This window comes from Bailinhaonella thermotolerans, assembly GCF_003594875.1.
Classification (GTDB): Bacteria; Actinomycetota; Actinomycetes; order Streptosporangiales; family Streptosporangiaceae; genus Bailinhaonella; species Bailinhaonella thermotolerans.
This window is the reverse complement of sequence record NZ_QZEY01000009.1, coordinates 166,325-190,873: the sequence shown is the minus strand read 5'-3', so window position 1 is coordinate 190,873 and position 24,549 is coordinate 166,325. Positions and strand designations below refer to the sequence as shown.

The 24,549-nt window shown below is 72.6% G+C and carries 21 protein-coding genes; 14 read left to right on the top strand and 7 right to left on the bottom strand.

Annotated features, from left to right (window positions below; genetic code table 11):
* The 5 genes from mtrB (at nt 1) to D5H75_RS23100 (ending at nt 6,593) form a co-directional block, all read left to right on the top strand.
* The gene (gene mtrB, locus D5H75_RS23120; protein ID WP_119928606.1) at nt 1-1,737 is read left to right on the top strand and encodes an MtrAB system histidine kinase MtrB; all 1,737 of its coding nucleotides are present in this window, start codon (nt 1-3) and stop codon (nt 1,735-1,737) included.
* Nucleotides 1,727-3,547: an LpqB family beta-propeller domain-containing protein gene (locus tag D5H75_RS23115; protein WP_119928605.1), complete on the top strand. Its 1,821-nt coding sequence runs from the start codon at nt 1,727-1,729 to the stop codon at nt 3,545-3,547. Before mtrB ends, D5H75_RS23115 begins: the two co-directional genes overlap by 11 nt.
* 130 nt (nt 3,548-3,677) lie before the next feature.
* Entirely contained in the window at nt 3,678-4,502 is an 825-nt protein-coding gene (locus D5H75_RS23110) for a ComF family protein (protein WP_202638413.1), read from the top strand.
* Between the two features lie 527 nt (nt 4,503-5,029).
* Nucleotides 5,030-5,695 carry a ribosome hibernation-promoting factor, HPF/YfiA family gene (hpf, locus tag D5H75_RS23105; RefSeq protein WP_119928604.1) on the top strand — a complete coding sequence of 222 codons (666 nt, stop codon included), beginning with the start codon at nt 5,030-5,032 and terminating at the stop codon, nt 5,693-5,695.
* Nucleotides 5,696-5,876: 181 nt separating this feature from the next.
* The gene (locus tag D5H75_RS23100; protein WP_119928603.1) at nt 5,877-6,593 is read left to right on the top strand and encodes a response regulator; all 717 of its coding nucleotides are present in this window, start codon (nt 5,877-5,879) and stop codon (nt 6,591-6,593) included.
* A gap of 91 nt (nt 6,594-6,684) precedes the next feature.
* Here the strand turns inward: D5H75_RS23100 and D5H75_RS23095 are convergent, their stop codons facing one another.
* Nucleotides 6,685-7,887 (bottom strand): winged helix-turn-helix domain-containing protein, encoded by a 1,203-nt coding sequence (locus tag D5H75_RS23095; protein WP_202638412.1) that lies wholly within the window; start codon nt 7,885-7,887, stop codon nt 6,685-6,687.
* A 47-nt stretch (nt 7,888-7,934) separates the two neighbouring features.
* Nucleotides 7,935-8,261: an HGxxPAAW family protein gene (locus D5H75_RS43390; RefSeq protein WP_202638411.1), complete on the bottom strand. Its 327-nt coding sequence runs from the start codon at nt 8,259-8,261 to the stop codon at nt 7,935-7,937.
* A 275-nt stretch (nt 8,262-8,536) separates the two neighbouring features.
* On the opposite strand from D5H75_RS43390, the gene secA reads away from it, so the two are divergent.
* A complete protein-coding gene (secA, locus tag D5H75_RS23085; RefSeq protein ID WP_119928601.1) occupies nt 8,537-11,347 on the top strand; it encodes a preprotein translocase subunit SecA in 2,811 nt (936 codons plus the stop codon).
* Between the two features lie 228 nt (nt 11,348-11,575).
* On the opposite strand, the gene D5H75_RS23080 is transcribed toward secA, so the two are convergent.
* The 4 genes from D5H75_RS23080 to D5H75_RS23065 form a co-directional block, all read right to left on the bottom strand.
* Nucleotides 11,576-12,070 carry an Rv3235 family protein gene (locus tag D5H75_RS23080; protein WP_119928600.1) on the bottom strand — a complete coding sequence of 165 codons (495 nt, stop codon included), beginning with the start codon at nt 12,068-12,070 and terminating at the stop codon, nt 11,576-11,578.
* 364 nt (nt 12,071-12,434) lie between these two features.
* On the bottom strand, nt 12,435-13,808 hold the full coding sequence (locus D5H75_RS23075; RefSeq protein WP_119928599.1) for a PTS transporter subunit EIIC: 1,374 nt from the start codon (nt 13,806-13,808) through the stop codon (nt 12,435-12,437).
* 272 nt (nt 13,809-14,080) lie between these two features.
* A complete protein-coding gene (locus D5H75_RS23070) occupies nt 14,081-15,487 on the bottom strand; it encodes a PTS transporter subunit EIIC (protein ID WP_119928598.1) in 1,407 nt (468 codons plus the stop codon).
* Between the two features lie 40 nt (nt 15,488-15,527).
* The gene (locus D5H75_RS23065) at nt 15,528-16,277 is read right to left on the bottom strand and encodes a GntR family transcriptional regulator (RefSeq protein ID WP_119928597.1); all 750 of its coding nucleotides are present in this window, start codon (nt 16,275-16,277) and stop codon (nt 15,528-15,530) included.
* A gap of 161 nt (nt 16,278-16,438) precedes the next feature.
* On the opposite strand from D5H75_RS23065, the gene nagA reads away from it, so the two are divergent.
* From nagA to D5H75_RS23025, 8 genes are all read left to right on the top strand, one after another.
* Entirely contained in the window at nt 16,439-17,608 is a 1,170-nt protein-coding gene (gene nagA / locus D5H75_RS23060) for an N-acetylglucosamine-6-phosphate deacetylase (RefSeq protein ID WP_119928596.1), read from the top strand.
* Nucleotides 17,605-18,639 carry an SIS domain-containing protein gene (locus D5H75_RS23055; RefSeq protein ID WP_119928595.1) on the top strand — a complete coding sequence of 345 codons (1,035 nt, stop codon included), beginning with the start codon at nt 17,605-17,607 and terminating at the stop codon, nt 18,637-18,639. Before nagA ends, D5H75_RS23055 begins: the two co-directional genes overlap by 4 nt.
* A gap of 18 nt (nt 18,640-18,657) precedes the next feature.
* A complete protein-coding gene (locus D5H75_RS23050) occupies nt 18,658-18,894 on the top strand; it encodes a PTS sugar transporter subunit IIB (protein ID WP_119928594.1) in 237 nt (78 codons plus the stop codon).
* A gap of 68 nt (nt 18,895-18,962) precedes the next feature.
* Complete coding sequence (locus tag D5H75_RS23045; RefSeq protein ID WP_119928593.1) at nt 18,963-19,412, top strand: PTS sugar transporter subunit IIA; 450 nt, start codon at nt 18,963-18,965, stop codon at nt 19,410-19,412.
* On the top strand, nt 19,403-20,083 hold the full coding sequence (locus D5H75_RS23040) for an HAD family hydrolase (protein WP_242454450.1): 681 nt from the start codon (nt 19,403-19,405) through the stop codon (nt 20,081-20,083). Before D5H75_RS23045 ends, D5H75_RS23040 begins: the two co-directional genes overlap by 10 nt.
* Before the next feature lie 18 nt (nt 20,084-20,101).
* Nucleotides 20,102-20,362, top strand: coding sequence for an HPr family phosphocarrier protein (locus tag D5H75_RS23035; RefSeq protein ID WP_119928592.1), 261 nt, complete (start codon nt 20,102-20,104; stop codon nt 20,360-20,362).
* Between the two features lies 1 nt (nt 20,363).
* A complete protein-coding gene (ptsP, locus tag D5H75_RS23030) occupies nt 20,364-22,046 on the top strand; it encodes a phosphoenolpyruvate--protein phosphotransferase (protein WP_119928591.1) in 1,683 nt (560 codons plus the stop codon).
* Between the two features lie 164 nt (nt 22,047-22,210).
* Entirely contained in the window at nt 22,211-23,950 is a 1,740-nt protein-coding gene (locus tag D5H75_RS23025) for a glycoside hydrolase family 3 protein (RefSeq protein ID WP_119928590.1), read from the top strand.
* Nucleotides 23,951-24,075: 125 nt separating this feature from the next.
* Here the strand turns inward: D5H75_RS23025 and D5H75_RS23020 are convergent, their stop codons facing one another.
* Entirely contained in the window at nt 24,076-24,489 is a 414-nt protein-coding gene (locus D5H75_RS23020; protein WP_119928589.1) for an ATP-binding protein, read from the bottom strand.
* Nucleotides 24,490-24,549: the final 60 nt, after the last annotated feature.

Genomic DNA, 24,549 nt, shown 5'->3' with positions numbered 1-24,549 from the left:
ATGACTCCCCCCGAGAAGACGGTCCCGTGGCGCAGGCGCGCGCGCAAGATCCCGCGCGCGCTGCGCCGCGGCGCCCGCCGCGTGGTGGGAGCCGTACGCCGGCGCTGGCGCCGCTCGCTCCAGCTCCGGGTCGTGGCCAGCACACTGCTGATCTCCGCCGCCGTGGTGGCGGTGCTGGGCTTCTTCCTGATGCAGCAGATCACGCTGGGCACCCTGGACGCGCGGAAGAAGGCCGCCGTCGCCGACGCGGCGGCCGACCGCCAGGAGGCCCAGCGCCTGCTGGACCCGCAGGCCCAGCCGGAGTCCGCGCCGCAGCCGGGGACCGGGGTCGAGGTCAAGCCGCGCAAGTGCACCCTGCCGGTCGAGCGCGCGGTCTGCACCCTGGCGCAGCGCGCGGGCGTCCCGGCGCGCTACGAGATCATCATCATCCCGGCGGACGGCTCGCCGGCGATGGCCTCGAACAGCATCCTCGCGTCGAGCATCCCCCCGGGGCTCATGCGCCAGGTGCGGTCCGCCCCGAACGACGAGCCCCGGCCCTACTCCCAGGCGGCCCAGCTCCGGTACATCCACCAGCCCGGCAAGCCCGTCCCCGGCTGGGTCGTCGGCGGCAAGATCGAGGGCGGCCACCAGATCTACCACCTGTTCCCGCTGGTCGAGGAGGAGGAGGCCCTCTCCTTCGTCAGCCGCGTGCTGATCGCGGTCGGCGCCGCGCTGGTGCTGCTGCTCGCCGCGATCGCCTCCCTGGTCACCCGCCAGGTCGTCACGCCCGTACGGCTGGCGCGCCAGGCCGCCGAACGGCTCGCCTCGGGCCGGCTGGAGGAACGGCTGCGCGTGCGCGGCGAGGACGACCTCGCGCGGCTGGCCGCCTCGTTCAACCAGATGGCCGGCAACCTCGCGCTGAAGATCACGCAGCTCGAGGAGCTGTCGCAGGTGCAGCGGCAGTTCGTGTCGGACGTCTCGCACGAGCTGCGCACGCCGCTGACCACCGTGCGGATGGCCGCCGACCTGATCTACGACGAGCGCGAGTCGTTCGACCCGGCGCTGGCGCGCTCGGCAGAGCTGCTCCAGAACCAGCTCGAACGCTTCGAGTCCCTGCTCGCGGACCTGCTGGAGATCAGCCGGTACGACGCGGGCGCGGCGACGCTCGACACCGACCCGGTGGACGTGCGCGACCTGGTGCTGCGCGCCGTCGGGCACTCCGAGGCGCTGGCCGAGCGGCACTCCACCAAGCTCGTGCTGCGCCTGCCGAGCGAGCCGTGCATGGCCGAGGTGGACGGCCGCCGGGTCGAACGCATCCTGCGCAACCTGCTGTTCAACGCCATCGAGCACGGGGAGGGCCGGGACATCGTCGTGACCGTCGGAGCCGACAGGGACGCCGTGGCGGTGGCCGTACGCGATCACGGCGTGGGGCTCAAGCCCGGCGAGGAGAACCTCGTCTTCGACCGCTTCTGGCGGGCCGACCCGGCGCGCACGCGCACGATCGGCGGCACCGGCCTGGGCCTGGCGATCTCCCGCGAGGACGCCATGCTGCACGGCGGCTGGCTCCAGGCCTGGGGCATGCCCGGCGAGGGCTCGCAGTTCCGGCTGTCGCTGCCCCGGCAGAAGGGGGCCGAGCTGCGCGGATCGCCGCTGCCGCTGGTGCCGCCGGAGGTGGAGATGCGCCGCGCGTGGCGGGCCATCGCGCCCGTCGCCCCGGAGACCGCCGAGGTCGGGACGGGGGCGTCCGATGGACAGTAAGCGGGCGCTCGCGGTGGACGGCAGGCGCGTCCTCGGCGCGGCCGTCGTCGTGTTCACCGTCTCGGCGTGCTCGATCGTGCCCACGCGCGGCCCCATCACCCCCGAGCAGCACCAGATCAGCGCCGGCAAGCTGAGCCAGCCCCACGTGCGCGTGATCGCCGAGCCGCCCCGGCCCGGGGCCACGCCCAAGCAGATCGTGGACGGCTTCCGCGTGGCCATGGCCAACTTCGACGACGACCACAAGCTCGCCCGGCAGTACCTCGCCGAGCCGCTGGCCTCGTCCTGGGATCCGCGGGCGGGCGCGACCGTGTTCGAGGAGAAGCAGCTCACCGGGGCCGAGGATCCGGCCAAGGGGCGGCGGCCCAGCTCGGACCAGCGCGATGTCACGCTCCAGGGCACCACCTTGGGCACCCTCGGCCCGGACGGCCGCTACCAGGCCGCCGACGCCCCCGGCGGCAGCGCCGGCGGGAAGGTCGGGGGCAAGAGGGAGCGGATCTCCTCCCAGACGTTCGGCCTGGTCCGCGTGGGCGGCGAGTGGCGGATCAACCGCGTGCCGCACCAGGGCCTGCTGCTGACCGCCGAGGACTTCGCGCGCGCCTACCAGCAGGTGGACCTGTTCTTCTTCGACCGCGCCCAGGACGTCCTGGTCACCGACCCGGTCCACCTGCCGATCCGGCCGGGGGAGGACCGCGCCGCCGCCGTCGTCAGGCGGCTGCTCAAGGGCCCCACGGACTGGCTGAGGGGCGCGGCCGTGTCCGGCATCCCGGACGGCACCCGGCTGAGCGAGCTCCTGGTCGACGACGCCAACAAGATCAGGGTGAACCTCACCGCCGAGGCGGCCGAGGCCGAGACGAACGCCGAGCGGCTGCGGGCGCTGGCGGCGCAGCTCGCCTGGACGATCCAGACCAACCTCCCGGAGATCAAGCAGGTCTCGATCCTCATCGGCGGCGTCGTCGTGGCCGTCAACAACTCCTCGATCGTCCAGCGCGACCAGTTCGGGGACTTCGACCCGGCCGGCATCAAGGCGACCGCGCACGGCTACTACGTGGCCAAGGACGGGCGGCTGCACGGGATCACCGACGGCAAGGGGCAGGCCGTGCCCATCGCCCCCGGCGCGCCCAGGCGCAAGCTGGTCCAGCCCGCCCTGCGCAGCGACGAGCAGGCGCTGGCCTGGCTGGACGGCAAGAGCCGCGTCGTCGTCGGCGACCTCAAGGGCCAGGTGCAGGCGCGCACGTGGCTCACCGGGACGGACTTCACCGCGCCGAGCTGGGACCGCGACGGGAAGGTCTGGGCCGTGGACCGGCTGGGCGGCGGGCGTTCGCGCGTCATGCGGGGGACCGCCCAGGGGCCCCTCCCCGTGCTCGCGCCGGAACTGGAGAACACCCACGTCAAGGAGCTGCGCGTCTCCCGGGACGGCTGCCGCGCCGCCGTCATCTACGAGGAGGGCGGCGAGACGCACGTCAAGATCGGGGTGATCACCCGCGACGGCGACACGGTGCAGCTCGGCCGGCTCCGGCCGCTCGGGATCCCCGACGAGGCCAAGGTGACCGACGTGGCCTGGCAGGACGGCGGGCACCTGCTCGTCCTGAAGGGCGAGCGGAGCGGCGCCGAACTGCTGCGGGTGCCGATCGCCGGGCCCGACTTCGTGCGCATCACCCCGGTGTCGTCGATCGACGGCATCGCGGCGGCCTCCAAGGACTCGATCCTGGCGAACACCGACAACGGCAAGATCCTCCTCTACGACGGGCAGACCCAGACCTGGTCCACCGATCTCGGAGTCGGGGACTACCCCATGTTCCCCCTCGGCTGAGAGTTATCCGCCCCGGCCGGGGGTTTTCCACAGAATCGCGTTCGCCTCGTCCTGAGGCCGGGGCCGGGGGCGATCCTCGTCGCGTGTCCCGTGCGCTCTCCGTCCTGCTGGACCTGGTCCTGCCCGCCGCGTGCGCCGGCTGCGGCCGCGTGCTCGCCCCGGCCGCTCGGCCGTGCCGCTGTGCCCCGGCTGCGCGGCGTCGCTGACCCGGCCGCCCCGCGTCCGCCCGCCCGACCCCGTGCCGCCGGGCCTGCCCCCGCCCTGGTCAGCCGGCCCCTACGCGGGCCCGCTCCGCCGCCTCCTGCTCGCCTACAAGGAGCGTTCCCGCACGGGCCTCGCCGCGCCCCTGGCCGCGTGCCTGGCGGACGTCATCGCCGCCGCCCTGGCCGCCGCGCCCGGCTCCGCCGTACGGCCGGGCTCCGCCGTACGGCCGGGCCCGGCGTTCGCGTCGGCCCGGGCCGGGCCGCGGGGGTCGGTCGCGGTGGTGCCGGTGCCGAGCGGCCGGGGGGCGCGGTGGCGGCGGGGGCACGACCCCGTGGGGCGGCTGGCGATCCTGGCGGCGCGGGAGCTGCGGCGGCGGGGCGTGCCGGCTCGGCCGGTCCGGCTGCTCGCACAGGGGCGGCGGGTGGCGGACCAGGCGGGGCTGACCGCCGCTGAGCGGGCCGCGAACCTCTCCGGGGCCTTCCGGGTGCGACGTGCGCGTGCGCGCGGCCCCGGAGGCCTCTGGGAGCCGTCCAGGGGGCTTCCCGGGAGGCTCCGCGGCCGGTGGGGCGCCGGGGACGGCGGCGGAGGGCAGGGCGCGAGCGGCGGAGGCCGCGAGGCCGTGCTCGTGGACGACATCGTGACGACCGGGGCCACGCTGGCGGAGGCGGCGCGAGCGCTCCGCGCGGACGGATGGAACGTCCGATTCTCCGCCGTGTTGGCCGCGACGCGCCGTCATTACGACTTTTCCTGATTTCTACAGAGAGTAAAGATATGGGAAAAATCGGATGGTGTCCGAGTGGCCACATGTTGCTGACCGAGACCACTGGTAGTGCTGGTCAGCAATCGTGGAAGACCCTGCGGGGGCGGGCGGCCACGGGTTCGCGCGACCCCTGCCGCCGGCCCCGGACCCGCTCCCGGATTCACAGAGAGTGATCGCTGTTGTTCCACCCCGGCTGACATTCGGCCCGGATGGAGCTAGCGTTCGGGACATGGCACCCACCTGGGTCCGTGGTTGCGCCGAGCCGGGGCACCCGGCTCGGCTAGCCGATGCCAGCCGCAGGCGAAACGGCCCACGTAAGGCGACTTTTCGTCGACCGATCACGGTGCGGCTTAGGGGTAAGACCTGCCCCCCCGGAGGTCCAGATGTCCTCCGTCAGGGGAGAAGGGGAGTAGTGGCACTAGCGCTGCGAGACCCTCAGCAGGCGAATGTGGGGACGAAGACCAGGTCGGCCAGGTGGGTGCCCCATACCGACAGTCGCTCTAAGGAGGGGGTCGTGCGTGGACATCATCGTCAGGGGTCGGCACACGGGAGTGAGTGACCGATTCCGGGATCACGTCGCCACCAAGCTGGCCAAGATCGAGCGCCTCGCTCACAAGGTCATCCGGGTTGACGTCGAGGTCTCCCAGGAACGCAACCCGCGGATGGCCGACAAGCGCGAACGCGTGGAGCTGACCATCCACTCCCGGGGCCCGGTGATCCGGGCCGAGGCCGCGGCCGACGACAGATTCGGCGCGCTGGACCTCGCGCTCGGCAAGCTGGACTCCCGGCTGCGCCGCATGAGCGACCGGAGAAAGGTCCATCACGGCAGCCACGCGCCCATGTCGGTCTCCGCGCTGACCGCGACGCTGATCGACTCGCCGGACGGCGATCCCGTGCCCCGGCCCGCCGACGCGGGCGACGACACCGCCCGCTACGAACCCGCCCCGCGGGCCGCCGACGACGGCGAGCCGATCGTGCCGATCCAGATGGACGGCGACGGCCCGCTCGTCGTGCGCGAGAAGTCCCACCGGGCCGATCCGATGACCATCGACCAGGCGCTCCTGGAGATGGAGCTCGTCGGCCACGACTTCTACCTGTTCAGGGACAAGGAGAGCGGGTACCCCAGCGTGGTATACCGCCGGGTCGGTTACGACTACGGCGTCATCCGTCTGATCGAACAGTGACAAACCGGTGCGCCGCCCGTTCATGATCACTTTTCGCCCCCGAACCGTGAAATGATTGCGGTTCCAAGGCCCGGCCCCCGAGGAGGACTTGCGTGAGCGCGAGCCGTCCGGCATCCCGGTGCCTCCCGCATGCCGGTGAACACCGTGGCGTCGCGCTGGCGCGGCCGACGGAGGAGGTCCCGTGAGCGGCAGTTCAGAGGTGAAGCCCGAGGTGAATCGCGTCGAGCGGCGCACCGACCCCATCCGTGTGCAGATCGTGGACGACCACGCCCTGTTCCGGCGGGGCCTGGAGATGGTCCTCAGCGCGGAGGACGACATCGAGGTCGTCGGCGAGGCCGGCGACGGGCAGGAGGCGGTGGAGCGCGCGGGGGACCTGCTCCCCGACGTCGTGCTCATGGACATCCGCATGCCGCGCCGCGGCGGCATCGAGGCCTGCCGGGGGATCAAGTCCGCCGTGCCCAGCGCCCGCATCGTCATGCTGACCATCAGCGACGAGGAGGAGGACCTCTTCGAGGCGATCAAGGCGGGGGCCACCGGCTACCTGCTCAAGGACGTCTCGATCGACGAGGTCCCCGACGCGGTGCGCGCGGTGCACGGCGGGCAGTCCCTGATCAACCCGTCCATGGCCGCCAAGCTCATCAACGAGTTCGCGACCATGGCCAAGAAGGAGGAGGAGCGCCCGCACCAGGTGCCGGCGCCCCGCCTCACCGAGCGCGAGATGGAGGTGCTCCGCCTGGTCGCCCGCGGCATGAACAACCGCGACATCGCCAAGGAGCTGTTCATCTCCGAGAACACCGTCAAGAACCACGTCCGCAACATCCTGGAGAAGCTCCAGCTCCACTCCCGGATGGAGGCGGTCGTCTACGCCGTGAGAGAGCGTCTCCTGGAGATCACCTGACCGTGCGCACGGCTCCCGGCCGAGGCGGGCGCGGGAGCCGTACGGCCTGAGCGCCGCTGCCCAGGGGCCGCGGCGGCCCGGACGGCGCGGGTCAGGGGGTCGTGGCGGCCAGGGCGGCGCGCAGGGAGTCGGCCAGGTCCGGCGGGTTGGTGACCTCGACGCGGACGTCGTCGCAGGAGACCCAGGACGCGGCCTCCCAGAGCGCCCGGGCGGTGGACTCGACCGCGGCCCGCGCCGCCGACTCGAAGGTGACGCGCTTGGCGACCAGGGTGCGCCCCTCACGCGCGGGGTCCACACGCGCGACGAGCCGCCCCCCGGCGAGGACCGGCATCGCGAAGTAGCCGTGCACCCGCTTGGGCGCCGGGACGTACGCCTCCAGCCGGTGCGACAGGCCGAACAGCCGCTCGGTGCGCTTCCGCTCCCAGATCAGGCTGTCGAACGGCGACAGCAGCGTCGTGCGCACCCGACCGCGCGGCTCGGTGGCCAGCGCCTCCGGGTCGGCCCAGGCGTTCGGCCCGTGGCCGGCGCGGGATCCCCAGCCCTCGACCCGGACGGGCATGAGGCCGGCGGACCCGTCGGCCAGGGCGGCGTCGAGCATCACGGCGTGCTCCTTGCGCAGCCGTACGAAGTCGACGAGGTCGGCGCGCGTGGCGACCCCGAGGGCCTGCCCGGCGCGGCGCGTCAGATACCTCACGCACTCCTCGTCGGAGGGCTCGGCCTCGCGGACGTCCGCCGGCAGCGCGCGCTCGGCCAGGTCGTAGACGCGGCGCCAGCCCACCCGGCGGGTGCAGACGACCTCGCCGATGTCGAGCAGCCACTCGATCGCGATCTTGCTGTCCGACCAGTCCCACCACTCGCCGCCGGCCTTGGCCCCGCCCAGGTCGCCGGTGGTCAGCGGCCCGTCGGCGCGGACCTTGTCCAGCACGGCGTCCACGGTCTCCGGGACGCGGTGCCAGCGGCGCTTGCTCGCCTTGAACGCCCGCCGGCGGAAGGAGTAGTAAGGCCAGTCCTCGACCGGCAGGATGCAGGCGGCGTGCGCCCAGTACTCGAACGCCCTGGCCGGTTCGTCCCAGTACGCGTGTTCGACGGCGGCTCGCGGGACCGCGCCGAGCCGGGCGTAGGCCACGAGCTCGTGGGACCGGGCGAGAACCGAGATCGTGTCGAGTTGCACGGCCCGCAGCCGGGGGAGCAGCGCGGGCACACCGCCGCGCCGGGAGTCCGCGCCCAGGAATCCCTGAGCGCGGAGGATGAGCCGGCGGGCGTCGTCGGCGGAGAGTTCGGTGACGGGGTTCACGTTCACCGATGCTAGTCCCCGTCACCGGCCAAAAGCCTACGCAGGTGTCACAGGTTCGGCTGCCCCTCGCCGATCGTCGGCAGCGACCGCTGGTCGTCGGACGGCTCGCCGCGCCGCGACTGGTCCTCACTGCCGCGCGGCGAGGAGTGCGACTCCTCCGGCAGCACCCGCGGCTCGTCAACGATCACGTCCGAGAAGATGTCGGTCGCCAGGGCGATGATCCCGCCCACTGCGCAGATCCCCACGCCGATCCAGAAGACCAGCCAGTTCGGCCCGAGACAGAGCGCCACGCCTCCGACCGCGAAACCGATCATGATGATGCCGACCGAGATCCAGGAAATCGGACGTCCTCCGTGCCCCTTGCCCGCCATCATCGCCTCCAGCGTTTCCCCGCGGATTTCCCCGTGGTTTTCCCATAGGCCCTGTGTTCTCGTTTTTGCTACCCCGACTCTCCGGGATCAAGCCATGAGCGCGCCGGGCCACTACGATGCGGGGAACCGACCGGGGGCGCGCATCGTTCAGATTCAAGACCGGTGCGGCGTCGTGCTGCCCTAGTGTGCGACCTCGCCTACGATGGCTCCGGGGAGGATTGCGCCCTAGCGCCGGCGGCCGCGCCCGCTGGCAAGATCTGCGAGGAGCTCTACGACAAGTGCCAGTTCTACTCGACAAGATCCTTCGCGCCGGCGAAGGCAAGATCCTGCGCAAGCTCAAGCGGATCGCAGAGCAGGTCAACTCCATCGAGGAAGACTTCCGCGCGCTGTCCGACGCGGAGCTGCGGGCCCTGACCGCTGAGTACAAGCAGCGGCACGCCGACGGCGAGTCCCTCGACGATCTGCTCCCCGAGGCGTTCGCGACGGTCCGCGAGGCCGCGCGCCGCACCCTCGGCCAGCGTCACTTCGACGTGCAGATCATGGGCGGCGCAGCGCTGCACATGGGCAACATCGCCGAGATGCGCACCGGTGAGGGCAAGACCCTGACCTGTACGCTGCCGGCCTACCTCAACGCGATCTCCGGCAAGGGCGTCCACGTCGTCACGGTGAACGACTACCTCGCCAAGCGCGACGCCGAGAACATGGGCCGCGTGCACCAGTTCCTCGGCCTGGAGGTCGGGGTGATCCTGGCTAACATGCCGCCGGAGGAGCGCCGCAAGGCCTACCACGCCGACATCACCTACGGCACGAACAACGAGTTCGGCTTCGACTACCTGCGCGACAACATGGCCTGGTCGCTGGACGACTGCGTCCAGCGCGGCCACAACTACGCGATCGTCGACGAGGTGGACTCCATCCTCATCGACGAGGCCCGGACGCCGCTGATCATCTCCGGCCCCGCCGAGCAGAGCGCGAAGTGGTACGTCGAGTTCGCCAAGATCGTGCCGCGGCTCAAGCGCGGCGAGGCGGCCAAGGACGGCCTGGAGGCCACCGGCGACTACGAGGTCGACGAGAAGAAGCGCACCGTCGGCATCCTGGAGTCCGGCGTCGAGAAGGTCGAGGACTGGCTCGGCATCGACAACCTCTACGCGCCCGAGAACACCCCCCTGGTGAGCTTCCTGAACAACGCCCTGAAGGCGAAGGAGCTCTACAAGAAGGACAAGGACTACATCGTCGTCGACGGCGAGGTGCTGATCGTCGACGAGTTCACCGGCCGCGTGCTCCACGGCCGGCGCTACAACGAGGGCATGCACCAGGCCATCGAGGCCAAGGAGGGCGTGGAGATCAAGGACGAGAACCAGACTCTCGCCACGATCACCCTCCAGAACTACTTCCGCCTCTACTCCAAGCTGGCCGGCATGACCGGCACGGCCATGACCGAGGCGAACGAGTTCCACCAGACCTACAAGCTCGGCGTCGTCCCGATCCCGACCAACAAGCCGATGATCCGCAAGGACCAGCCGGACCTGGTCTACAAGACCGAGGACGCCAAGTTCGAGGCCGTGGTCGCGGACATCAAGGAGCGCTACGAGCAGGGCCAGCCCGTGCTCGTCGGCACCACCAGCGTCGAGAAGTCCGAGCGGCTCTCGCGGATGCTCAAGCGCGTCGGCGTGCAGCACGAGGTCCTGAACGCCAAGCACCACGAGCGCGAGGCCGCGATCGTCGCCGAGGCGGGCCGCAAGCACGCCGTCACCGTCGCCACCAACATGGCCGGTCGAGGCACCGACATCATGCTCGGCGGCAGCCCCGAGTTCCGCGCCGACCTGGAGCTCCACCAGCGCGGCCTGTCCCCGCTGGAGACCCCGGCCGAGTACGAGGCGGCCTGGCCCGAGGCGCTGGAGAAGGCCAAGGAGGCCGTCAAGGCCGAGCACGAGGAGGTCGTCGCGCTCGGCGGGCTCTACGTCCTGGGCACCGAGCGGCACGAGTCGCGGCGCATCGACAACCAGCTCCGCGGCCGCTCCGGCCGGCAGGGCGACCCGGGCGAGTCCCGCTTCTACCTCTCGCTCGGCGACGACCTGATGCGGCTGTTCAACGCGGCCCGCGTCGAGGTCATCATGTCGCGGCTGAACATCCCCGACGACGTGCCGATCGAGTCGGGCATCGTCTCCAAGGCGATCCAGTCGGCGCAGCACCAGGTCGAGCAGCAGAACTTCGAGACGCGCAAGAACGTCCTGAAGTACGACCAGGTCATGAACCGCCAGCGCAAGGTGATCTACGCCGAGCGCCGCCGGGTCCTGGAGGGCGCCGACCTCAGCGAGCAGATCCGCGGCTTCATCGACGAGGTCGTCGAGGGCTACGTCACCGGCGCCACCGCCGAGGGCTTCGCCGAGGAGTGGGACCTCGACAAGCTGTGGAAGGCGTTCGCGCAGCTCTACCCGATCTCGATCACGATCGACGAGGTGATCGAGGAGGCCGGCGGCGACAAGGCGGGCCTGTCCGCCGAGTTCATCGCCGAGCGGATCAAGGCCGACGCCCAGGAGGCGTACGCCCGCCGCGAGGAGGAGCTCGGCGCGGAGGTCATGCGCGACGTCGAGCGCCGCGTGATCCTCTCGGTGCTCGACCGCAAGTGGCGCGAGCACCTCTACGAGATGGACTACCTCCAGGAGGGCATCGGCCTGCGCGCGATGGCCCAGCGTGACCCGCTGATCGAGTACCAGCGCGAGGGCTTCGAGATGTTCAACGCGATGCTGGAGGGCATCAAGGAGGAGAGCGTCGGCTTCCTCTTCAACCTCCAGGTCGAGGTCGTCGAGAACCCCATCGTCGAGGAGACCAGCGCCGAGGAGGAGGCGGTCGCCGAGGCCCGCTCCATCATCGCGCAGGGTCTGGGCCAGCCCAAGCGGCCCGCCCAGCTCCAGTACACCGCCCCGGCCGAGGGCGGCGGCGTGGAGCAGCACACCGAGCGTCCCGCCGCGGCGGCGGCGTCCGGCGTCCGCGGCTCCTACGGCGAGGTCTCCCGCAACGCGCCCTGCCCCTGCGGCTCGGGCAAGAAGTTCAAGCGCTGCCACGGCGACCCCCGCCACACGGACTGAGCGCGCGTCTTCCCGGAACGCCCGGCCGGCCCCGCCGACCGGGCGTTCCGCTTTCCCCGCCCCCGCCCGGCGCCGGCACCGCCCGCGCGTGCCGTACGGCGTGAGCGCGCCGTACGGCCTGAGCGTGCCGTACGGCCTGAGCGCGCCGTACGGCCTGAGCGTGCCGTACGGCCGGGCCGGCGGCGTGCCGTACGGCGTGCGCGGCGGGGGACAACGGGGCGGCGCGGGTCAGGGCGACGCCTCGAAGTCGGTGCAGAGCCACTGGGTGCCGTGGCGTTCCAGGCGCAGGGCCAGGGCCTTGGCCCTGCGCGGCCCGGTCCACAGGAGGACGCACAGCTCCAGGACGCCGGGGCGGGGCAGGCAGATCCGGGGCTGGCCCACCAGCGGGGGCCGGGTGGCCGGGATCATGGCCCCGGCCCGGGCGAGTTCGGCGCGGGCCTGGTCGGTGAGCCGGGCCGAGACGGAGTCGGCGGTGCGCCGGCCGGTGAGGACCTCGGCGACCGCCTGGGCCAGGCGGCGCAGGTCCCGCTTGTGCGGATGGGACCAGTCGTCGGCGGCGGGCTCGGCCGCGCACGGCTCGGCCTCGCGGGCGCCGAGGTCGAGGGCGAGCGCGCCGTCGAAGGCGGGCAGGGGGCGGCGGGCGGACTCGTCGTCGTAGGGCGGTTCCGAGACCGGTCGTGGCAACTGCCGGGGGAGGTCCAGCGGGCGGGTCGGTCGGGGCATCGGCGCACGCTCCAGCGTCTGGGGATGGTCTTCGCCTAATAGAGGCCGCCGGGTGACCGCCGAATACATCCGCCGCCGTCGTCCACAGCGGGTTCGCCCGCGTTCGCCGCGAATATCCCCCGAAATCGCCGCTCAGCGGCCCCGGCGGCGGCCCTTCCGGCCGGGCCGCCGCCCCGGGTTACGGGCGCCCGCTAACCCCGCCCGCCTCTCCTGTCACCTCCGCCGCGCCGTTCACAGGATCCGGGAGACGGTCGTTCACGGGCACCCCGCGGGCGGCAGTTCAACCCCGGAGACGTCGTTCACAACGCCCCGATCGCCGTACGGCGGGGCGCCCCGCCGTACGGCGGCGCCAGATGCGCGGGGCTCAGGAGTCGCCGGGGGGACGGCGGCGCCGGCTGCCCTTCTCGGCGGCGGCCGGGCTGCTGGGCGGCGCGCCCTCGCCGACCGCGAGGTCCTCGGTGACCGGCTCGCGGCCGGGCGTCATGATGTTCATCTTCTTGATCAGGCCGAGGAACAGCACGTAGTAGATCGCCGCGAAGATCAGCCCGAGGATGACGCCCAGCCAGGGGTTGTGCGTGTTGTCCTTGCTGAAGTTGAGGACGTAGTCCACGAGCCCGGCGGAGAAGTTGAAGCCCAGCTTGAAGTCCAGCGCGGACGCGATCGCCATGGCCGCGCCCGTGAGGATCGCGTGGACGACGAGCAGCACCGGCGCGACGAAGATGAACGCGAACTCGATCGGCTCGGTGATCCCGGTGAGGAACGCGGTCAGCGCGGCGGAGATCATGATGCCGCCGACGGCCGGGCGGCGCTCCGGCGGCGCGGCCCGCCACATCGCGAGCGCGGCGGCGGGCAGGGCGAACATCAGGATGGGGAAGAACCCGGCCATGAACGTGCCCGCCCCCTGCTCGCCCAGGAAGTAGCAGTTCAGGTCGCCGGCCGCGGTCTTGTCGCCGACGCGGCAGTCCGGCAGCGTGAACCAGACGATCGAGTTGACGATGTGGTGCAGGCCGAGGGGCAGCAGCAGGCGGTTGACCACGCCGTAGATGCCCGTCCCGGCGGTGCCGTGGTCGGTCAGCCAGTCGCCGAAGGAGTCGAGCCAGCCGCCCAGGATCGGCCAGACGAAGCCGAACAGCACGCCGAGCAGCAGCGCCGTCACGGCGGTGACGATCGGCACGAACCGGCGCCCGCCGAAGAACGCCAGCCACGACGGAAGCTTGATCCGGTAGTACTTCTGCCACAGCAGGGCCGCGACCAGGCCGATCAGGATGCCGCCGAGCACCCGGGTGGGGTTCTGCATGCCCAGGTTGAGCACTTCCTTGTACCCGCCGGGCGCGGCCGGGTCCACCACCTTCTGCACCACCGAGTCGTGCAGCGAGGAGGAGTGCTGGAACATGCGCATGCTCACGGCGTGGAACACCAGGTAGCCGACCACGGCGGCGAGTGCGGTGGACCCGTCGGCCTTGCGCGCGAAGCCGATCGCGACGCCGACGGCGAACAGCAGCGGCAGGTTGTCGAAGATCGCGCCGCCCGCCGCCGCGAGCACCTCGGCGATGCGGTCGAGCCACACCGCGTCGGTGCGCCCGAGCAGGTCGTCCTGGCCGAAGCGCAGCAGCAGGCCGCCCGCGGGCAGCACCGCGATCGGCAACATCAGGCTCCGGCCGATGCGCTGGAGCACGGCCATGACGGCCGACCTGGGCAGCGGCGGCCCCGCGGCCCCGGCTCCCGCGGTACTACTCATCGCGGCATCCCCTCACGTCTATCACGCCTGTTCCGCGGGGGGACGTTCCTTATCGTACGGCAAGCCGTGCTCGCCGCCTTACCCTCCGTGATCGCCGTCAATCCCCGATCCGCCCCGGTACGGCCCTGGCCGGCCCCCGGCCGTACGGCGACCCGCCCGGGGGAACGCAGGGCGAGGGCCGAGGGGCGGGCCCGGGGCCGTGCGGGAGCGGACAGGGGAGAGCGGCGCGGGGGAGGGAGTTCCCGCGCCGCTCTCGGCGGATGGTGCTCGGGTCAGGCCCGGCCGGAGGACTCGGCGGGCGGGGTGGTGCCGGAGGTCCCGCGCGCGCCCGCGGTGGCGGGAGTGGCCTCGCCGGCGTCCACGTCGGGCTCGGGCTCGCGGCCCGGGGTCATGATGTTCAGCCTGCGGATGAGGAAGCTGAACACGAAGTAGTACACGACGGCGTAGATCACGCCGATGAGCAGGATGCCGACCAGGTTCTGGGTGTTGCTCTTGTTGGCGTTGAGCAGCATGTCGATCAGGCCGGCGGAGAAGCCGAAGCCGAGCTGGCCCCCGATCAGCGTGGTCACGGCCATCGCGACGCCGGTCAGGATCGCGTGGACGACGAAGAGCACGGGGGCGACGAAGATGAACGCGAACTCCAGCGGCTCGGTGACGCCGGTGACGAAGGACGCCAGCGCCGCCGAGAACATGATGCCGCCGATGACCTTGCGGCGGCCGGGGGGAGCCGCCCGCCACATCGCGACCGCGGCCGCCGGCAGCGCGAACATCATGATCGGGAAGAACCCGGCCATGAACTGGCCGGAGTCCGGGTCGCCCAGGAAGTAGCAGTTCAGGTCGCCGGAGGCCGTCTTGTCGCCGACCCGGCACTCGGGCACGGTGAACCAGACGATCGAGTTGACGAAGTGGTGCAGGCCGAGCGGGATGAGCAGCCGGTTGATCACGCCGTAGACGCCGGTGCCGACGGCCCCGGCGCTGGCCAGGCCCTCGCCCGCGCTGTTCAGCCAGCCGCCGAGGACGGGCCAGATGAACCCGAACAGCACGCCCAGCAGCAGCGCGGCGAACGCGGTGACGATCGGCACGAACCGCCGGCCGCCGAAGAAAGCCAGCCAGGCGGGCAGCTTGATCCGGTGGTACCGCGCCCACAGCCCGGCGGCGATCAGTCCGATGAGGATGCCCCCCAGCACCCGGCTGGGGTTCTGCATGCCGAGGTTGAGGACCTCTCTGGCCCCTCCGGGCGCGGCGGAGTCCTGCACCTTGAGGATCACGGTGTCCTTGAGCGACGAGCCCTGGAACATGGTCTTGCTCACCCAGTCGAAGACCAGGTAGCCGACGAGGGCCGCGAGCGCGGTCGAGCCGTCGGACCTGCGGGCGAAGCCGATGGCCACGCCGATCGCGAACAGCAGCGGCAGGTTGGTGAACAGCGCGTCGCCCGCGGCCGCGAAGACCTTGGCGACGTTGGCGGTCCAGCCGAAGCCGGCCACGTCGGCCAGGCCGCCCGGATCGGGGCCGTTGCTGCCGAGCATGTCGGGCTGGCCGAAGCGGAGCAGGAGGGCGGCGGCCGGCAGGACCGCGATCGGGAGCATCAGCGAGCGGCCGAGCCGCTGCAGCACGTTCAGGGCTTTGGAACCAGAAGACGGCGCCGCGGGCAGACCGCCCTCGGCCGCTGTGGCACTCATACGTGGACCTCCATGGGGGGTGGGGGCGCCCCCCGAAGGGTCACGGTCGTTGGCCGCTCCCTCGGGGGATCTCCAGTGCTGTGCGTAGCTGGTACCGGTCCGCGCGGAAGGTCGAGACGGCGTACTCGACGCAGGTGCCGAGGGCGAAGCCCCGGCGCTGGAAGAGGAGGGCCGCGCTCCCGCGCTTGAGGTTGAGCTGTTCGGCGTCCACGGGGTCGGCGATGCCGGCCTCGATCGTCAGTTCCCCCGAGTCCATGACGATGCCGTGGCGTTGTTCGAGGAGTTCGTAGAGAGATCGGTCGGTCAGGTCGACGTCCAGCAGCCCGGGCGCGAGCGCCACGGGGATGTGCGAGCGTTCGATGGCCATCGGTTCGCCGTCGGCGGTGCGCAGCCGTTCGACGAAGTGCACGTCGTCGCCGGGCTGGATGCCCAGTTCGCGGGCCAGGTGCGCGCTGGCCCGCATGACGCGCCGGTCGAGGTCGATCGCCCCGGGCTTCATGCCGCGCTGCCGCATGTCCTCGGTGAAGGACGACAGCCGCAGCGGCATCTCGATCTTGGGCCGGGCCACGAAGGTGCCCTTGCCGGGCACCCGGTGGAGCCGTCCCTCGGACACCAGGTGGTCGATGGCCTGCCGCACGGTCATCCGTGACAGGCCGTACCTCTGGCTGAGGTCCCGTTCCGAGGGGATCGCGGCGTCGAGCGGCAGGTCCCCGGCCTCGATGAGGTCGAGCAGCAGCTCGCGCAACTGGAAGTACTTCGGGACGGGACTGTCCGGGTCGATCTGACCCACAGGCGAGGGCTCCTTCCATTGAGGGACTAGCTATGAGTTAGGGTACGAACTGGTCTAGGCCGGACTAGACCACGCCCGGCATTTCGTGTCAACAATCACAGGCAAGACGGATCGGTAACGACGCGGCATACCCGCGTTTCAGCAGGCAGGAGTCGTAGCGGATGGTGATGATCGCGGCCCGGCGCATGGCCCTGTACGCCGAGGGCGAGGGCACCCGAGTCGTGGAGCCCGGGTGGCTGCGCGCCGAGGGCGGGGTCATCGCCGAGGCCGGCCTGGGCGAGCCGCCGAGCGCGCCCGACCTCACCCTGGACCACGGCGTCCTCGCCCCGGGCCTGGTGGACATCCAGGTCAACGGCTTCTTCGGCTACGACATGGCCGACGCCGACCGCGAGGGCTGGCGGACCGTCGTACGGCGGCTGCCCGAGACCGGCGTCACCGCGTTCGTCCCCACCTTCATCACCGAGCCCGTCCCCGAGCTGGCGCGAGCCGTACGGGAGGCCAGGGAGCTGACGGCCGGTCTGGACCAGCGGGGCGCGCGGGTGCTCGGGCTGCACCTGGAGGGCCCGTTCATCTCGCCGAAGCGGAAGGGCGCGCACAACCCGGACTGGATGGTCGACCCGACGCCGGAGAACGTGGACGCGCTGCTGGAGGCGGGCGAGGGGTTCCTGCGGTACGTCACGCTGGCGCCCGAGCGGGACGGCTCGATGGACGCGATCAAGCGGTTCACGGCCGCCGGGGTCATGGTCAGCGTGGGCCACACGGACGCGACCGCCGCGCAGGTGAAGGCCGCCGCGGACATGGGCGCCAGGAAGGTCACCCACCTGTTCAACGCGCAGCGCCCGCTGCACCACCGCGAGCCCGGCGTGCCCGGCCACGCCCTCTACGACCCCCGGCTGACCTGCGGCCTCATCGCCGACCTGCACCACGTGGACGCCGAGGTGTGCGCCGTGGTGTTCGCCGCCGCCCCCGGGCGCGTCTGCATCGTGACCGACGCCGCCTCCTCGGCCGGCATGCCGCCGGGGGAGTACGTCCTCGGCGGCGAGCCGGTGACCCAGCCCGAGGACGGGCCGCCGCTGCGCGCCGACGGGGCCTTCGCCGGCTCGGCGCTGACGATGGACAAGGGCGTGGCCAACATGGTCCGCGCCGGCATAGACCTGGCCACGGCGATCGACGCGGCGACGCGCGTGCCGGCCGACCTGATCGGGAGCACCGAGATCGGGCGCATCGCGGTGGGAGCCGCCGCCGACCTCGTGTGGCTGGGAGACGACCTGCGGGCACAGACCACGTGGGTAGACGGTGAGATCGTTTTCGACAGGAGCGCCACTTCATGACCACCAACATGCGCCGTGAGATCGCCGAGCAGCCCGCCGCGCTGCGGGACACGCTCTCGGCGCTGCTGCCGCGCATCGACGAGATCAAGGCCCTCGGAGACCAGACCCGCCAGTTGCTGTTCATCGCGCGGGGCACCTCCGACAACGCCGCGGTCTACGGGCGCTACCTCGCCGAGGTCCACGCCGGCCGGCTCGCCACCCTGGCCTCGCCCTCGGTCGCGACGACGTACAAGCGCAAGATCGACCTGGACGGCGTGCTCGCCGTGGCGCTCTCGCAGTCCGGGCGCACCGAGGAGATCGTCGAGACCCTGACCTGGGCCAAGGACTGCGGCGCCCGCACGGTGGCGATCACCAACGGCGGCGAGGACGCCCCGCTGGCGCAGGCCGCGGACCTGGCGCTCGTCACCCGGGCGGGGGCCGAGCTCGCGGTCCCGGCCACCAAGACCTACACGACCCAGCTCGCCGCGCTCGCCGTGCTCGGGCTGGGCCTCGGCGCGGACGTGGACCGCGCGGACCTGGACCGGGTGCCGGACGAGGTGGAGAAGCTGATCGCCGCCCCCGGCGACGTCGACGCGATCGCCGAGGGCCTGTCCGGGGTTCCCGGCGTGGTGGTCTCCGGGCGGGGAATGGCCTTCTCCACCGCCCTGGAGCTGGCGCTCAAGCTGAAGGAGGCCTGCTACCTGCACGCGATGGGCCTGTCCTACGCGGACCTGCTGCACGGCCCGATCGCCGTGGTGGACGAGGACACCCCGGCCATCCTGGTCGCGGCCGGCGAGGGACCGACCCTGCCGGGCACGATCGCGCTGGCCGAGCGCGTCCGGGGAGCCGGGGCCGCGGCGTACGCCGTGGGCGGGGGGACCGAGCTGGCCGCGGCGTCCACCAACGCGCTGGCGGGGCCGGACCTGCCGGAGTGGCTCGCGCCGCTCGGGCTGATCGTGCCGGGGCAGTTGCTCACCGAGGCGCTGGCCCGCAGGCTCGGCATCGACCCCGACGCTCCGCGGGGTCTGAACAAGGTCACGCAGACCGACTAGAACCGAGGGAGTTCAACAATGGCCGCAGATGTCGAGGCGATCATCGCCGGGCTCGGGGGAGCCGACAACATCATCGAGATCGAGCCGTGCATCACGCGGCTGCGCACCGAGGTGCACGACGCCTCCAAGGTGGACCAGGCCGCGCTGAAGCGGGCCGGGGCGCACGGCGTCATGGCCGCGGGCAACGTCGTGCAGGTCGTCGTGGGCCCGGAGGCCGACACGATCGCCAGCGACATCGAGGACATCATCGGCTGAGACGCGGCCGTCCGGGCGGTCCCGGGGCGTGCCCCGGGACCGCCGACCCGAACTGTGGGGGAACAGAGATGACAGTGGTCGTCGCGCCGGTCGGCGGCGCGGTCGTGGGGCTCGCGAACGTGCCCGATCCGGTGTTCGCCCAGGCGATGGTGGGCCCGGGGACGGCGATCGAGCCGGACAGGGAACCCGGCGAGGCCGTCTCGCCCATCGACGGGAAGATCATCAAGCTGCACCCGCACGCCTACGTGGTGGTGGGCGACGACGGGCGCGGCGTGCTGGTGCACCTGGGCATCGACACGGTGCAGCTCAAGGGCGAGGGGTTCCGCCTGCTCGCCGCCGAGGGAGACCGGGTGAGCGCCGGGCAGCCGGTGGTGGCCTGGGACCCGGCGGCGATCGAGGCGGCCGGGCGCTCGCCCGTCTGCCCCGTCGTCGCGCTGGACGCGCAGGCGGGGGCACTCTCCGACGTACAGGAATCCGGGCAGGTCACGAGGGGGGCTGAACTCTTCCGGTGGGAGTGAATTCGATCGAGGGCGCGGCGGGCGACGGCGAGCCGATGGCGGCCCTCTTCGACCTGGACGGCACGCTGATCAACTCCGAGCCGCGCAGCATGGCCACCTGGGCGATGCTCATGGAGGCCCACGGCGTCTCGCACGACGCCGCGCTGCTGCGCGAGTTCATGGGCCGTCCCGGCCGGGAGGTGCTGGCCGAGAAGCTGGAGATGTTCGGCGACGAGGCCGAGGTCGAGGAGCTGTGGCGGGAGGTCTGGAGCTACGGCTCCCACCCGGACCTGCCCGAGGTGGAGACCGTGCCCGGCGCGGCCGAGCTGGTCCGCGCGGTGCACGGGTCGGGCTCGCCCACCGCCCTGGTCACCTCGGCCACCCGCTGGTGGGCCGAGGAGATGCTGACCAAACTGGAGGTCCGGGAGCTGTTCCCGCTGGTGATCAGCGCCGAGGACGTCAGCGTGGGCAAGCCGGACCCGTCGGGGTACCTCATGGCCGCCGAGCGGCTGGCCGTGGACCCGTCCCGCTGCGTCGTCTTCGAGGACTCGATCGCGGGTATCACCGCCGCCAAGGCCGCGGGCATGGCCTGCGTGGGCCTGACCACCACCCACGAACCGCACGAACTCGCCGGCGCCGACCTGGTCGTCGCCGACCTGACGGAAATCGACTGGCCCCTGCGGCTGGTCTAGACATACCAGGAGGAATCTGTGGCTGAGCGCACCGTCCGCGTGGAGTCGGAGGTCGGGCTGCACGCCCGCCCGGCCGCCACGTTCGTGCAGACCGCGAGCAAGGCCCCCATCGACGTCACGCTCAGCAAGGCCGGGGGCGCCCCGGTCAGCGCCAAGAGCATCCTGGCCGTGCTCGCCCTCGACGTACGCCACGGGGAGCAGATCACGCTGCGCGCCGAGGGCGAGGGCGCGGAGGAGCTGCTCGACGAGCTCAGCCGCATCGTCTCGGAGACGAAATGACATGGAGCGCCTGAACGGCACCGGGGTCAGCCCGGGCGTCGGATACGGCCCGGTGCACCGCCTGGTCTCCACGGTGCCCGAGCCGCCGGCGGACGCCGTGCACACGGGGGACGCGGAGGCGGAGAAGGCCCGTGCCATGGTCGCGCTGGAGGAGGTCGCCGCGGACCTGGAGGCGCGGGGCGAGCGGGCGGGGGGCGACGCGCGGGAGGTGCTCGCCGCGCAGGCCATGATGGCGCGCGACCCGGGCCTGGCCGGGGACGTGGACCTGCTCGTCGGGCGCGGCGCGACCGCCGCCCGCGCTGTCTACGAGGCGTTCGGGAAGTACCGCGAGATGCTGGCGGGGGCCGGGGCCTACCTGGCGGCGCGCGTGGCCGACCTCGACGACATCCGCGACCGCGCCGTGGCCCGCCTGCTCGGCGTGCCGCTGCCGGGCCTGCCCGAGGGGGCGGCGCGGCCGTACGTCCTGGTGGCGCGGGACCTGGCGCCCGCCGACACGGCGCTGATCGACCGGGGGTCGGTGGCGGCGTTCGTGACGGAGGAGGGCGGCCCCACCAGCCACACGGCGATCCTCGCGCGGGCGATGGGCATCCCCGCCGTCGTGGCCTGCCCGGGCGCGACCACGATCGAGGAGGGCACGCTCGTGCTCGCCGACGGCGCCTCCGGGGTCGTACGGCTGTCGCCCACCGACGAGGAGGTGGAGACGGCGCGCAACGCGGCCTCGGCGCGGGAGGCGGTGCTCGCGGCCGCCACCGGACCCGGGTGCACCGCAGACGGGTACGAGGTGCCGCTGCTGGCGAACATCGGGGGGCCCGCCGACCTGCCGACGGCGCTGGAGAACGAGGCGCAGGGGGTGGGCCTCTACCGGACGGAGTTCCTGTTCCTGGACCGGACGACGCCGCCGACCGTGGATGAGCAGGAGGCGGCCTACCGGGAGGTCCTGGAGGCGTTCCCCGGCGGGCGCGTCGTCGTGCGGGTGCTGGACGCGGGGGCCGACAAGCCGCTGGCGTTCCTGCCCCCGCCGGGTGAGGAGCCGAACCCGGCGCTGGGGGAGCGGGGGCTGCGCATGCTCCTGCGGAACCGCCCGACGCTGACCGGCCAGCTTGAGGCGCTGGCCAGGGCGGCCCAGGGGACCACCGCGAAGTTGCAGGTCATGGCGCCGATGGTGGCGGGTCTGGCGGAGGCCGAGGAGTTCGTCGCGGCCTGCCGCGCGGCGGGCGTCGAGACGGCCGGGATCATGATCGAGATCCCGGCGGCGGCGATCCGCGCGTCCGACCTGGGCCCCGCGGTGGACTTCTTCTCCATCGGGACGAACGACCTGGCGCAGTACACGTTCGCGGCGGACCGGCAGGTCGGGTCGCTGAGCGCGCTCCAGGACCCGTGGCAGCCGGCGTTGCTCGACCTGATCGCGATGACCGCGGAGGGGGCGAAGGCGGCGGGGCGGCCGTGCGGCGTCTGCGGCGAGGCGGCGGCCGATCCGGCGCTCGCGTGCGTGCTGGTGGGGCTGGGGGTCACCTCGCTGTCCATGGGGGCTCCGGCGCTGCCGCTGGTCAGGGCGGCGCTGTCGCGGCACACCCGGGCGCAGTGCGAGGCGGCGGCGGTGGCGGCGCGGCAGGGGCAGACGGCGGACGAGGCGCGCGATCTGGCGCGCGGGCTCCTGCCCGGACTGTCCGACCTGGCGCTCTAGCCTGCCGGGGTACGGCTCGCGCCGGGGTACGGCTCGCGCCGCGGTACGGCTCGCGCCGGGTGCGGGGGGCGTAGGTGGGCGGGGTTATCCACAGGCGTAGGGTTTTCCACAGGTTGGGGCGACCGGGGCCCGGGCGGTCCCGGGGAGGTACTAGCGTCGAACGCATGGTTTTCCGCTGGAGGTCGTTCGCCGCGCTGACATCGGGGGCGGTCATCGCATTGACGGGGTGCGCCGGGTCCGAGGGGTCCGGGTCACAGGGGCAGGCGACGCGCTCGCCCTCGGCCGTCGTGCCCGCGTCCCCGACGGCCGCGCCGACGCCGGCTCCGTCGGACCCGGTCGAGGCGGCGCTCGCGCGCATGAGCGTGCGGGAGAAGGTCGGCCAGCTCTTCATGCCCGTGGTCTACGGCCCGGCGGCCGACGCGCGCTCCGACCAGAACCGCAAGTCGTTCGGCGTCGCCACCCCGGCGGAGGCGGTGCGCCGCTACCAGGTGGGCGGGGTGATCTACTTCCCCTGGGCCGACAACGTCAAGAGCGCCTCCCAGCTCGCCCGCATGTCCAACGACCTGCAGCGGCAGTCGCCCAAGATCCCCCTCCTGATCGGCGTCGACCAGGAGAACGGCATCGTCTCCCGCCTGGACGGCATCGTCACGCCCATCCCGGGCCAGATGGCCCAGGGCGCGACCCGCCGCCCGGCCGACGTCGCCGACGCGGCCCGGGTGACCGGCGAGGAACTGCGCGCCCTCGGCATCCGCCTCAACTTCGCCCCGGTCGCCGACGTCAACGTCAACCCCCGCAACCCCGTCATCGGCGTGCGGTCCTTCGGCTCCGACCCCGCCGCCGTGGGCCGCCTGGTCGCCGCCGCGATCAAGGGCTACCACGCGGCGGGCGTCGCGTCCTCGGCCAAGCACTTCCCCGGTCACGGCGACACCCACGTGGACAGCCACACCGGCCTGCCGGTCATCGAGCACACCCGCGCCCAGTGGGAGCGCCTGGACGCCCCGCCGTTCGCCGCCGCGATCAAGAACGGCGTCGACGTCATCATGAGCGCCCACGTCGTCATGCCCAAGCTCGACCCCTCGGGCGATCCCGCCACCCTCTCCAAGCCGATCCTCACCGGCCTCCTCCGCGACAAGCTCGGCTTCCGGGGCGTGATCAGCACCGACGCCCTCGACATGGCGGGCGTCCGCAAGAAGTACGGCGACGCCGAGGTGGCCGTCCGCGCGATCCTCGCCGGCGCCGACCTCCTGCTGATGCCGCCCGACGTGAAGGCCGCCCACGAGGCCGTCCTGAAGGCCGTCGAGAGCGGCCGCGTCTCCGCGGCCCGCCTCGACGAGTCCGTGCGCCGCATCCTGCGGCTCAAGCAGTCCAGGGGCGTCCTCGCGCGGCCGGACACGGTGGACCCGGAGCGGGCCGCGCAGGCCGTGAACACCGAGGCCCACCGCGCGGTCGCCCAGCGCGTCGCCGACCACGCGGTCACGCTCGTCCGCAAGGGCCCCCTCCCCATCCAGGGCAAGGCCCGGTTCCTGGTCGTCGGCCCCAACCCGGAGGCGCTGGCCAAGCCCCTGGCCGCGCAGTCGGTCTCCCTCCCGGCCGACGGCACGGTCCCCGCCTCCCTCGCCCAGACCGCCGTCGCCCAGGCCAAACGCGCCACCGCCGTCGTGGTCCTGACCCGGGGCTCGTCGGCAGCCCAGCTCACCCTGGTCAACGCCCTCGCCAAGAGTGGCAGGCCGGTCATCGCCATCAGCACCGGCACCCCCTACGACCTCCCCCGCCTGAGATCCGCCAAGGCCGCCCTCGCCACCTACTCCACCAGCCCCGCCGCCATGCGCGCCGCCGCGAGCGTCATCCGGGGCACCCTGACCCCCACCGGCAGACTCCCCGTCCGGGTCCCCGGCCTCCGCTGACCCGCGCCGCCCGCCGCGCGTCCTCCGCCCGGCCCTACGGTCGGCGCCGCCATCGCGCACGGCGCCTGCCGTACGGCTCGCGCTGGGCGGGGGGTGGGGGAGTGGCGGGGCCGGGCGTGGGGTGGTCACAGGGCGAACCAGGTGGTCGTGCCGGTTTCCGAGGCGGAGAACCCCCAGGACCTGGACAGGGCGTCGACGAGCTGCAATCCGCGTCCCGAGGTGGCCAGGTCGTCGGCGGCGGACAACGCGGGAAGGCCCTCGCCGCCTTCGTCGTGGACTTCGACGCGCAGTCCCGGGGCGAGGGCCAGGGCCACCACGACGACGCGCCCTCCGGGTGACCCCGAACGCGAATGTTCTATGGAATTCGTCACCAATTCGGACACAAGTAATGCGACCGTCTCCGCCTCGTCGTCGTCCAGCGCGGGGGCGCGGCGGGCGAATTCCCGGGCCCTCGCCACCTCGGCGATCTCGCCCGGGAGAACCAGGACCCACGATCTGGCCGATACTTCGCGCCGGGCTTCGGTAGCGTTCTGCGTCATGGCGTACTCCGGTCCACGGTCCGACTCGGTGCACCCCCAAGCTTGTTCTTTGATTATCAA